This is a genomic window from Dendronalium sp. ChiSLP03b, from assembly GCF_034531165.2.
GTDB classification, from domain to species: Bacteria; Cyanobacteriota; Cyanobacteriia; order Cyanobacteriales; family Nostocaceae; genus Dendronalium; species Dendronalium minutum.
In genome coordinates, this window is sequence record NZ_JAVRBR020000007.1 from 1 (window position 1) to 12108 (window position 12108).

Here is a 12108-nt window from a genome sequence, read left to right on the forward strand (position 1 = left end):
CTTTCAATCAGGCTTTGTAAACACTATTGAGACTTCGGTCTTAACTGTCAGGACACTTATAAATTTATCTGTTAATCAGTCCCATTCAACACTGTTTCTTTCATTCATAACGGGTGGTGCGCCGCCAGTGGGGCTGCTTTCAAGGATTTGCAAGCACCTTTTTCTTGATCTAAATCGCTATATCCCTTAACCCTGTAATCCTTTCCGTCATTTTTTACCCTTAATTCCCCTCGCCAGCAGGGGTACTTGTCAAATCGGAGATTGAACCATTGTCCAGGCTAAATCAGGAGGTGATAATTTATCCATTTCCTCAATCCGATACCTCAAAAATCGGGTATTTCTTGACCCCACATGGTCAACCCAATAGGGTAAGGTTAACCTACCTCGATTATCCCTAATCGCCCACTGTCTCACCCCGTCTAGATAATCTTGCGAGACAAGTTTGATCGTTTTAATCAACTGGTCACTTTCTCCCAAAAATAAACAACCAAACCGTCTTACTAGCTCAGGATGGTCAAACGCTAACTGCATCCTCTCCCTTAAACTTGGTTGTATCTTCTCCTTGTCAGAACGAACCCAAATCAAACACTTCAGATTAGACAAAATTTCTTGATAACAGGGAATAACATTCTCTGGATGGCTAAAATCAGCATTCTTAAACCGTCTCATTTGACGCAAAATTTGCGACTTTTTGGGGCTAGATAACATCGCGATCGCCAATTCTACCCCACAGTGGCGATAGACATCCGTTTCCCCTACCAAAGACAACAACATCCCATACACTGTCGCTGGAGGAGGGACAGGATAAATTTTTCCTATTTCCCTTGCATAGGACTCCCGAAAAGTCGTAAATGGAACATCCAAATAGAGAATTAATGGTGCAATCATTTTGATTCTTCTAAGCCCAAATCTCTTTTAATGACTGTTTTCAAAGCTTCAATCAGTTCATTTCGATTCCGACAAATATGCGCTTTATTAAAAAGGGAATCATCAAAATTATCTAATTGCTGTAACTCCTTAACAATTGTTCCCCCAATCCATAATTGACTAGGGTCAATCTGTCCGCATTCCACTTCATCTATAAACTCTTTTGTAAGTTTTGCTTCCTTACTCTTAGGATCGCAATATTCAAAGCAATAGGAAATATATGAAGCAAAATGATTTGTCCATTGAAATACCAAACTATCGGGACAGAAAGGATAATCAAAAATATTACTACTACCTCCTACCTTGGATAGATTCATAATCCCATCTATCAGAGGTAAAATCCGCGAGAAATCTTTGAGATGAGTGGCATTAATTCCAAAAGAATATTGATATCGAGTTGCATGATATTCTGTAAAATGAAGCGATGTGCTATCCTTCTCTCTACCACTTTTTGCCCCTAACTTGACTGCACCATCATAAGGCGTTAGTGAAACAGCCATATTCATCCCTAAAGCACCCATTCGCTGATTGGGAGTGCTGAGTTTTGTTTGTTTCTTTTTTCTCTTTGTTGTTGAAGTCTCCTCCTCTGTTTCAGCAGACTCTAATAAAGCAAACCCAAAAATATCATCATCATAAAATTGTTCTGGCTCGAAATCTTCACTTGTTAACCGATTAATATGTTCGTCCTCATCCCAAACTCGATTAACTAAATAACCTTGCTTTTGGAGATAAAAACGTAACGCCCAACGAATCGCACTTGAACCTACAAAAGAATGAATTTTACCATTCCAGTAGCCTTTTTGCAGAGTAGTCTTATTTCCTCGTCTAATGTCATGATTTAAGGACGCTAAACCATAACGAGTGAGGACTGTTCCGTAAAGATAATAATTGGGGATATTATTGTCATTCTTCTTCTGACTCATCATTCACTTCTTCTAGTTTCTGATTGTTTGATAATAAACTATCATTACTATTGGTGGGTTTATCTTTGGGTTTATAACTGGCGATCGCTAACAATGACCAAATTCTTAGTTCTTGCCAAGGTATTTTTTTAATTAGTAATGAAATTTGTTCTTGATGCTCATTAAAATACTTATTTAATCCCCCTCTTACTAAAAAATCGGACAAATATTCCTTAAATGACAATTCATCATAACAACAGTTTAGCTCTGCCCTTAATCGTTCAATTTTCTTCTTAATTGGAGGGTATTTTCCTGATTTTGCTTTGGCATACATTTTAGCAAAGTTGCCCTTCATAGCTTGCTGAAATACCTTAATAAAAATAAGATACTGGTTGTCTTCTTCACTATTTTCTGCCATTATCATGAATCCTTCTCGATTGGAAAATAACTGGTTAAATAAATATTCTTTTGAATCCTCTATCACCAATTTTTCCCAAAAATTAGACCACCAATGGATTCCTTTCACTAAATTATCAGCAATTAGGGAGCGAATCGGATTAACTTTAATAAAAATTTGCTTAGGTTGAATCTTCTGATAATTAGTTTGAAAATGTTTCTGAACCTGTTGATAAGTGATTAAAGTATTTTTATCAATTTTAATTTCTTCTATACTCATCAATGTCCTTTGACGAGAATCTTTATTCATTTTTTCATATAACCAAACTTGACAAGCTTGATAGTAGTCATCTTCAGGCTGAATATCATCTAAGCTGTAATAAAGTAATCCTGCTTCACCAAGGCTACTAACATGAAGCTGTTTAGTTTTTAATTGCTGTAATCCCCATCTTCTTTGAGAAGCATCTTCAGAATCCTTGATTTCTGGAATCACCACTAGGTAGCGATGGGGTTTCCTTTCCTTCAAGTCTTCTGATGGAATATGAAGTAAGCAATAATGACAAACTACTGGTACAAATAATAATGCTAAAGCGTATTCAGGTTTCTCTTCCAGTTTTGTAGTATTCTGCGTCCTCGCATGACGGACAATTCCTCCTAAATACAACCAACTCGTTATTTGAACATAATCATGTCTGAGTTGTTGGGTATCTGCTTCGCATAACTTCTCTGCAAAGGTTTGATGTGCGTACCAAATTAAAGATTTGTATTGATACTCGACTCTTCTTTCTTCAACTGTTAGTTCTGTGTTAACTAGCTCTCCTGCTTGATAAAACTTATTAAGACGCAGAAAAACAGCACACATTCCCTCATGAATGTGGATTTTCTGAGTTAAATCTATTGCATTATTGTCTAATCCTGTTAAATGAATTAAACCTGTATCATCTAGTTGAAAAGACTCCTTAATTAACCAAGATAGGGCGACGAAATCACTTCCTTCCCAGAATAATTCAATAGTATCAGCAGTCAAAAACCATGATATATGTCCTCCCCGTTGACGAGATGAGGGATATTGCTTTTCTAATCGCTTTAAAGTCATGTAAAGTCCCGTCATTCCCACGCGGTGCATCATTGTCGTATCCGCAGCATCGAGAGATAGGGATATTTTGGGTTGGGTAGCAGCCACGATCAAGTTTCCTCTTCTTCCTTGCTGCGAGTCGCTGGGACAAATATTCCACACATCATCTTTCGTTTCCCGCCAATTCCCTGTTCTTGCAGAATTAAGGAATCTTCTGGATTGAGTTCGCTAATTTTTACGCCAAATCCTCTAACTTTAAACTGTTTCCCTTCTTTATTGATGGTTAATTGTCTTTTTTGAGGTGTTCCATCTTGTCGGGTAAGAAGTTCAATTTTTCCTTGTATTCCTATATTATCCAGTTGCCGTTGAACAGCTTCAATAAAGTTAGTAGAGTCTTGGAATCCCTTAATTATCACTAATCTGGAATAAACACTTTCTGAAGAAATTAACGGTTTGTAGTCGGGAATATCTAGTTGATAAGAATTTTGACCTATGTGAAAAGCTTGACCCGCTAAATAAGGATAAATTAAAGGAATTTGTTGATGATAAATCCGAATTTTTAGACGAGATTGAGCAGTGAGTTCGAGCAAATTGTTCCTGGTTGGGATTCCAGCGATCGGATGAATCCCAATATTGTTTAGTTCGTGAAGGCTAGGACAAATACTGGACAAAGCACTATAGATAACATGACCATTATCAAGAGGAATCGGTGCGCCTCTTAGCTTAAACGTTAAGTCTACATATTCCTCACTGTGAAGCAATAGGTCTGCCATAGATAGAAATTTTGAGAAAAATTTCAAGATGTAAAAGTTTGTTTAATACATCAACATCCTCTTGTGCAAAATTGTCCTCATTCTTATCGCCAACTACTTTGGTTAGATTGGCAATCCAGTTTAGGCTATTGTTCGCAATGTTCTCGCTGGTTAGGAGGAGCTTTTAATACTCCAGTAGTTACTCAGAACAGATGGATAGCCGAAAGTTTCTATCCCATACCAGCATGAACCGCTTCTACTCCATTCTAAAAAAATCCGACACCTTCCTGCTTTCTATGCTTGATTGGACTCACGGCAAGTTTATCGTTCCAATTTGCACTAGCGGCAAAGTTATGGTTCCAAACTGTCAATTTCATTCAAAATTAGCTGACGCAAGAATGAAGGTTATAGTGTTGTTGGCGGCAAAGTTATGGTTCCAGTAGCGGCAAAGTTATGGGTAAAGTCACACCTGCCTATACTTACTTAGGTGGGTCTAACTGTATTTATCAGCAAAATCTAATTCGGAATTCGTAATTAACAAAGTCAGACCATATCTGGGTTTTCAGGTTTGTATCTGTCGTATTTTTGTTTAAACTGTATAATATATTACACTAAAACTTGTGTATTGACTCGATTAGATTGTTAATCGTTAACAATCTTCAATCTCCGTAATTTTCCTAATTATTTAATAATTTAACTTTAACATTTAGTCCGCTCCTCAGTAGGTTTATCAAATTTCTGTAAAAAAATTACGAATCTTTGAAGACCTAGATTGATACTCTGGTTTATCAAGGTTAAGCTGATATCAATAGGATCAGAAAACTCATTGGTCTTGATAACTGGCATGACCACTAATAGTTTACCAATTAAGCAGATACATCAAGATATTGTTAAGCCCTACACAAAACAACTAAATCTCCAAATTAGACAAGAGCGGATTTACAGCTTATTAGTAGAAATTGTAAACAATTGTCCGCCCGAAGATGCTCTGCGGGAATTTAAACGATTATTTATAGATTGCCTTAACTCAGTTAGTCTGAATACTGTATCAGTAAGAAATAGAATTCGTTTTATCAATAACGAGCATGAGTTTCGCAACACACTTAAGCGCTGTTGCTATATTTTGGTCAATAACTGGGCATCTAAAAGAAAATATAAACATATTCAAGAATTAATTAACTTATTAGCAGACTACCAGCCTAGTCGTAATTCAAGTAACTCTAAAGAAATCAATATCTACAAAACTTGGCTAGAAAATTTTGTCACTAGTAACGATTATGAAGAACTAAAGTTATTTGCTTACAGACATGAGAACAAAGAAAAAATTCACTGGGCTAGTCGCTATACAGCATATTTATTAGTTGCTCAATCGTTTGATAAAAATAATCCCAAAGAGCAACAAGAGGCTGCGGCAAAACTTTCTAAACAGATAAAAGACAAATTTAAGTTTGACCTAGCAATGTATATTGCTCGTTCTCAATCTACAGCCTCAAGTGTGACACGTTATAAAAATCCCAGTATTTTGGGAGATAACGTTTTGCATTTAATCAAAATGATTGTTATCAAAAGAGGTTTATTCAGTTACGAGAATCTTGCCAATATATTTATTAAACAAACACAAAATCAGTCACTACAAGATTTTAAAGTAAGTATCCAAAAATACTTATTTTTTTCTGTTAATAGTAATAGCCAGGAGTTGGTAGAGGTTTTCAAGCAACATTTAGCAGATAAGCTATCGTCGTGGAAGGCAGAAAGAAATGAAGAATTGATCGACAAGAACTTACTGCTGAGAATTTCTAACCGAGTAATTGATTGTCTGACAACAGAAAATGGACAGGAACCTTCGCCATTATTTGTATTGTTACTTTCTAACGATCGTCCTCTAACATTAGTGATAATATTGCTAAAGATAATTTTGATTTGTCCAAATACCCGTAGTCATTTAGAAATTCGGATTGCCAATTTAATTAGTTACTACGAAAAATATCCAGAAGAAGAATGTAAATCTTTAATTAATTTTATAGAAATTTTCAATATTACATTTGCAATTTATGCAGAAAACGTTGAATATAACTTAATTAAGATGGAAGAAGATAATCCAAGCGGTAATTCACAATTAAATTTAGATGCTTATCGAGTATTTTCTCAATTAAAGTTAGATATTGAGTACTAATAGGACTTAGCAAGTTGTTCGTCAAGCCAAGCTAAGGCAGCACCAGCAGTTTCAGCTATGATACTAATCAAACGATATAGGGCGATCGCACTAATAACCAGCGCTGCAGGAAAGTGATGTTGCAAAAGTGCGATCGCAGTTGCTTCAAATACACCCAAGCCACCAGGCGCACCGGGAATCACTAATCCTAGCAACCAAGCAAAACTAAAAGCCCCTAGTAATAAAGGAACTTGACTCGAATTCAAGGAACCCAAGGCAAACATAGTTAAGATAAATCCAGTACCACGCAGTCCCAAAAATCCCAATTCTCCTAACAAAGGACGTAGGGGATAGCGTTTGATACTTAAACTGATGGTTGACTTGGCGTTATCAGATTTTTTTCCCTTCAAGCGAGACAAAAAGCGAATTGCTGGATTCAAAAACCAAGGATGAACTGCACAAAGTACTGCAACTAAACTCAGCACTCGTAGCGTTTGCAGCACAAAAGTATTATTAGCTGCTGCCAACTGACTACCAAATAAGACAATGACAATTAAAGCGGCGGCTGCCATCAGTAGCGGTTCCAGTAAAACACTTAAAGTAGCTGCACCAGAGGAAACATTAGCATTTTTCGCCGCGACAATTCGTCCGTAATAATGCCAGACATTACCGGGTAAATACTTAGCGAGATTTGTTTTTAAGTAAACTTGAATAAACTGGGAAGGCTGTACAGGTTCATTTAACTCTTGGAGAACCCAAGTCCATATCCAGCCTGCCCAAGTATGTGCCAGCAAAGTTACACCTGTAGCGATCGCTAGAATTGCCCACCCTACTCCATCAATCCGGATAGCTGTCACCTCAAACCAGTGATCCTTCAGGGCTTTCACTAAAAAGAACAGCGTCCCACCCAGAATTATCCAGCGTAAAATTTGCTTCATCATGATTTAGTAATTTATCAGTTAAAGCACTTGGGCTGAATGCCACAAATCTTATGGTACATCAGCTAAAAATCGCAAGGCTTAGATTCCTGTCTTTTCTAGGAAGTCGGAAATATTTTTTGCGTATAAAAAATTTTTTGCCTGTATTGCAGTTGATATTACTCTATTAATTTAAATACAGAGTTTATTATTGAAATAACTAGCTTAAAAAAATGCTGAAATAAATATCAAATATATAATTTGAGTATCCTCCTTAAGACTGATATTATAAAATATAAATAATACAATATTTAAAGTAACTATAAATGAATTAATAAGAGAAGCAAAAAGAGCTTAATCAGTGAGACATAGATTTATTAACCAGAATTATATCTCTCCGCAGTTAGATTAAAAATACAACTTTAGTAACAATATAAATGTGACCTACGCTAGATGTAAAGCTCCTTTTTCTATTCTTATCCTTGATAAAGGTTATTAAAGATATATCAACTCGAACAGACCGAAAAACTTGCTGATAATTCAAGTTATCCAAATTATTAAGCAGATAGATGGCTTGTTTTCAGTTGAAAGAAAGGAGGACTTAATGAGCAGTTTGATAGATTTCTGGAAAAAGCTGCGGCTTAGCCAGATTTTAACTGTTTTCTTGGCTGGTCTATTTTTGATAGTCAGCACTGCTTGTAGTGGAGCAAATGCTCAAGGTGCGAATCCCCAAAATCCTGCTGTGCAAGCTGGCGGCGCAAACAACCCTTACAAGGGTGGCGGCGACAAATATGGCATATACAGGGAATCTACCGATCCCAGAGTGAATAACGCGGAAGCTAATAAGGGACGCGATCGCGCTAGCCTAGACTCAAACTCACAAGTATTGATTGCCACAAATACAGAGTCTGAAATACTTTACCCAGGTGCTGAGACACCAGCAGGTAGAGTCAATAAAGAACGGGAATTGCCAATCATTACTGAAGAAAACTTCCGAAAGCCCGAACCAGGTAATTTAATTCAAGACGAACCAAATGTAGGAACTCGGATTCAAGAACGTATCGAAACTGTGAAAGAGGCAGTTAAAGATGCTTCTGGCTTTTTGCAAGATAAAGCAGACGAAGCAAGTGCTAGACCTGAGTTACAAAGAAATCCGGCATTAGGTAAATAAAAGTCTTATTTTGTTTGACAATTTGAGACTTAAAGTCAGTCCAAAATTAAATCTTGGTAAAGGTTTAACTTAGTTACAAAAACCCAAGGAGAACACATGAAACGAGTTATTAATTGGCTAAAAAACTATCGTCCCGTGAAAGTTTTAACTGTTTTTTTGGCAGGAATCGTCCTAATTGTTACACAAGCTTGTTCTGCTCCAGGAGTTGCAACACAACCACCACAGCCTGACGCCCAATCAGGAGCGTCTGGTGCCCAACCATATAGCAAGCGATACGATCCTACAAAAAATTACGATCTCAACAATCCTGAAGGTGGGATGAACAACTTTAGTGATGTAGAGCGTAGAGCAAAAGCAGATGATAAAGCTGCTACTGATAGAGGTAATGCACTAGCAAAAAATGCTCAGAGAAACATCAACCAAAAAGGCGTTGACAGCCCAGGGCAATATGGTGAAAATTACCGCAAAGGTACACCCTTGGGTGAAAGAGTCAAGAACATAGGTGAGGATACCAGTAGTTCCGCTGCGGAAGTAGGTGAAGGCGTAGCTAAAGGAACTCAGCGTGGAATTGAAAATATCAAGGAAAACGCCCAAAATGCTGCCAAATACGTTCAACGTACAGGTCAAGACACAACGAAAGGGGCAGAAGTTAAATAAGCTGTTTAGTGAAAAGTCAAGAGTCAATAGCTAATAGTAAAAAAACTCTAGACTTTGATTATTTATGTTCCCAGGCGATCGCTTGGGAACATTTTTTATTGAGTGCTGAGTCAGAAATTCTCCCCCTGCCTCCCTTGTCCCCCTTCCTGAAACTAGTTTTTATGTTTCAAATACCAACTCTGTATCGCTAATTGCTGAATTTCGCGCCAAGGAATATTGTGTTTTCGGGCTAACTCTGCACAATCTTCGTATTCTGGCTGCACGTTAGTTAGTTTCTTTTGCGATCGTCCTTGCCATGCTATCTTGATACGCACTTCACCATATTCAGTTTGCACTGGTTGAATTTCTCGTTGTAAGATGGCGCGTTGCTGGGTAGTTCGCCGAATTCCCAAAGTGGTGGTTTCGCTGAATACAACAGCTTCACAATTCAGTAAATTTTCTGGATGACAGATAACCGTCAGTAAAATTCCTGGACGGGACTTTTTCATTCCTATGGGCTGGGTAAAGACATCCAGCGCACCAGCTGCAAACAAGGCCTCAAACACATAACCGATCGCTTGAGGATTTAAATCATCAATTTGAGTTTCTAGTACTGATATAGTTTCTATGGAATTAATATCGGCAGTATTGGTAACTGACTGCATGGTGCTTTCTCCCAGCCAGAGGCGTAAGATATTAGGGATAGGTAAATTAATTGAACCTGCTCCCAGTCCTACTTGCTTGATGGTCATTGGTGGTGGCGTACCAAAATCTCTAGCTAAAGTAGTGGCGATCGCAGCTCCTGTTGGTGTCACTAGTTCCCGTTCAATGCCGTTACTATAAACTGGACAACCCCGCATTTCCCATAGCTTCAATACTGCTGGTACTGGCACTGCCATCTGACCGTGTGCTGCCTTAACAGTACCACCACCAGTCGGAAAGGGCGAGCAATATAGTAAAGGCAATCCTTCGCGATCGCTTTCAATACCCAACCAATCTAATCCCAAACAAGTGCCGACAATATCCACAATGGCATCTACAGCACCCACTTCGTGAAAATGAACTTTTTCGGGTGCAATGCCATGTACTGCCCCTTCTGCTACTGCTAGCTGCCGGAATATCGCTAAACTCCAAGCTTCTACCCGTAATGGCAACCCTGCTTTCAGAATCATCTTCTCGATTTCTGGCAAGTGCCGACCGTGATGATGACTGTGTTCGTGGTGGTGATGATTATCTACTAAATCCACATGGACTTTAGTTGCCTGCTGACCGTTGCGTTGAACGAGTTCTGCCTTTAACTGATACTCCTGTGCAATTCCCAAGTTATTGAGTTTTTCTATTAAATACTCTTCAGGAACACCTAAACTCACCAAGGCTCCCAAGCACATGTCACCGGAAATTCCCGTTGGACATTGGAGATAAGCAATTTTAATCATACAGATAAAAATGAAGTATGTTGTTCCCCAACCTTTGCAGAGGATACAGGAAACTATCAGCAGCGTATTATAAATCCTATATTCGTGCAAAACTTCAAGTTATAATTCACAAGCTTGAGAAGCGTTCTCTAAATCAAATTCTGCAAAACTAATTAGTTCTAAGCGATCGGGGTTTCGCATCAGTTCTTTTGCCAATAAAAATCCGGTAATTGTCCAAGTTTGATATTTCTTAGCTTTTTTACCAATTAATAACCCCTTCGTACCATCATAGTATTCGGGCCATTGGTCGTCGCCTAGACGCGCTTGGGCAAGTTCAATGGCGCGTTTTGCAATACTTATTCTGCCTGTTTTTTGAGCAGCTGCCGTTAAAAACCACATTAAGACTGGCCAACTACCACCATTATGGTATGACCAAGGTATATTTTTGGGGTCACATCCGGTGAAAATTCTGTACTCTTCCTTTTCTACAGCCGGGAAACAAATTTTCATCGGCATTTCTCCTACTAAGTCATCCCATTGTTCTTCAATGAGATTCATTATTGCTTGCGACTGCTGTTCGCTTGCTAGAGAAGAAATAATAGCCATCAAATTTCCCAGTGCAAAGAAGCGAGTATCTAACTGTGACGGGCCAACATTACCTGCTAGATAACCACCATATTTCGGCAACCAAATAGCTAAATCAGCATAGCGAATTGAATCTGGATATATATTGAACAAATTTACTGCTGTCTGTCCATATTCTTCACCTTTGAAGCGATAAATTACATTTAAGCGATGCATATCTATCCAATAATGGTGACGAATATGATCTCGTAATAAAGGTAGGCGATTATCGATACCTATAACAATCTCTTCATCACCTGCACAAATAAGTAGTTTGCGAGCCGCACGCAACGCTGCGTAGAATAAAGCTTGAATTTCTAAAGGATATCCATAGATACCCAGACGGCGGTGAATCATGCAAGCACCATCTGGAACTAACAGCGTTGGGTACATATCAAACCGAGTTGCCAAGCAGAGTTCCATAATTAACATAATCCCTTGCTGAAATTCTGGTTGCAAGGCGAAATTTATGTCTTTTGTGGCTTTGACATAAGCGTGTAATATAATGATCCACCATAGACAAGAATCAACTGGTGTAACTCTAGCGATCGCGTGTTCCCCAAAATCCGCTTCTAAAGATTCTTTACCATTGGTTGAGATGACTTTGAAACTTGCTGGTATCAATCCACGAATAGGTGTATAAGCATCTAACTCGTTTTTTGTAGGCTGTAGCTTTAAGGTTTCTTCTAGGAAATTACGGACAATATCATATTTACCTTTGCTCAAAAAAAGTAGGGCTGAAGATACAAAATCCCTGACAAAGCAATGGTCATAATTCAATATACCTTCCGAATTATCATAAGCAGCGACTGTGCCAATGGGACGACCTTGATAGTAAATAATTGACTTATCTAGTAGTTGCCATGCCTGTTTCTCTACATCATCAAATGTTGCTAATTCCTCTCTTACCATTGCGAGAAACACTCCATTTAATTGGATTTTTGCAGGAGGTCAACTCTTCTTCTCTCCCGCTACAATTATTTTTGCTTTGGTAATGGATACATTGCCACTGAGCTTCTTGCCACGCTCGTTTAAAGACAATACCCCATCATCCATTTTTTTAGGAGAAACTCAGTTTTGTATCTCCTGTATTCTCCTATATGATATATTATTTAACTCTTTGCTGTGAGCAATTTAAAAA

At 38.1% G+C, this 12108-nt stretch carries 11 protein-coding genes; 4 read left to right on the plus strand and 7 right to left on the minus strand.

Annotation, left to right across the window (positions count from 1 at the left end):
* Positions 1-249: 249 nt before the first annotated feature.
* From cas5 to cas6, 4 genes are read right to left on the minus strand one after another with little or no spacing between them, the layout of a single operon-like run.
* Positions 250-888, minus strand: coding sequence for a type I-MYXAN CRISPR-associated protein Cas5/Cmx5/DevS (cas5, locus tag RMY31_RS01125; protein WP_322665778.1), 639 nt, complete (start codon positions 886-888; stop codon positions 250-252).
* A complete protein-coding gene (locus tag RMY31_RS01130) occupies positions 885-1853 on the minus strand; it encodes a CRISPR-associated protein (RefSeq protein WP_322665780.1) in 969 nt (322 codons plus the stop codon). The genes cas5 and RMY31_RS01130 overlap by 4 nt, the downstream gene beginning before the upstream one ends.
* Positions 1831-3462 carry a type I-MYXAN CRISPR-associated Cas8a1/Cmx1 gene (gene cas8a1, locus RMY31_RS01135; protein ID WP_322665782.1) on the minus strand — a complete coding sequence of 544 codons (1632 nt, stop codon included), beginning with the start codon at positions 3460-3462 and terminating at the stop codon, positions 1831-1833. The genes RMY31_RS01130 and cas8a1 overlap by 23 nt, the downstream gene beginning before the upstream one ends.
* On the minus strand, positions 3411-4073 hold the full coding sequence (gene cas6, locus RMY31_RS01140) for a type I-MYXAN CRISPR-associated protein Cas6/Cmx6 (RefSeq protein WP_322665784.1): 663 nt from the start codon (positions 4071-4073) through the stop codon (positions 3411-3413). The genes cas8a1 and cas6 overlap by 52 nt, the downstream gene beginning before the upstream one ends.
* 63 nt (positions 4074-4136) lie before the next feature.
* On the opposite strand from cas6, the gene RMY31_RS01145 reads away from it, so the two are divergent.
* Complete coding sequence (locus RMY31_RS01145; protein WP_409877049.1) at positions 4137-4301, plus strand: hypothetical protein; 165 nt, start codon at positions 4137-4139, stop codon at positions 4299-4301.
* 595 nt (positions 4302-4896) lie between these two features.
* A complete protein-coding gene (locus tag RMY31_RS01150) occupies positions 4897-6225 on the plus strand; it encodes a hypothetical protein (RefSeq protein WP_322665786.1) in 1329 nt (442 codons plus the stop codon).
* Here the strand turns inward: RMY31_RS01150 and RMY31_RS01155 are convergent.
* A complete protein-coding gene (locus RMY31_RS01155) occupies positions 6222-7145 on the minus strand; it encodes a lysylphosphatidylglycerol synthase domain-containing protein (protein WP_322665788.1) in 924 nt (307 codons plus the stop codon). The genes RMY31_RS01150 and RMY31_RS01155 overlap by 4 nt on opposite strands.
* A 580-nt stretch (positions 7146-7725) precedes the next feature.
* Between RMY31_RS01155 and RMY31_RS01160 the strand changes: the two genes are divergently transcribed.
* Together RMY31_RS01160 and RMY31_RS01165 are read left to right on the plus strand one after the other, a co-directional pair.
* The gene (locus RMY31_RS01160; RefSeq protein WP_322665790.1) at positions 7726-8292 is read left to right on the plus strand and encodes a DUF6658 family protein; all 567 of its coding nucleotides are present in this window, start codon (positions 7726-7728) and stop codon (positions 8290-8292) included.
* Between the two features lie 96 nt (positions 8293-8388).
* Positions 8389-8949 (plus strand): DUF6658 family protein, encoded by a 561-nt coding sequence (locus RMY31_RS01165; protein ID WP_322665792.1) that lies wholly within the window; start codon positions 8389-8391, stop codon positions 8947-8949.
* Between the two features lie 152 nt (positions 8950-9101).
* Here the strand turns inward: RMY31_RS01165 and larC are convergent, their stop codons facing one another.
* Together larC and RMY31_RS01175 are read right to left on the minus strand one after the other, a co-directional pair.
* Entirely contained in the window at positions 9102-10364 is a 1263-nt protein-coding gene (gene larC, locus RMY31_RS01170; protein WP_322665794.1) for a nickel pincer cofactor biosynthesis protein LarC, read from the minus strand.
* 99 nt (positions 10365-10463) lie between these two features.
* A complete protein-coding gene (locus RMY31_RS01175; protein ID WP_322665797.1) occupies positions 10464-11879 on the minus strand; it encodes a glycoside hydrolase 100 family protein in 1416 nt (471 codons plus the stop codon).
* Positions 11880-12108: the final 229 nt, after the last annotated feature.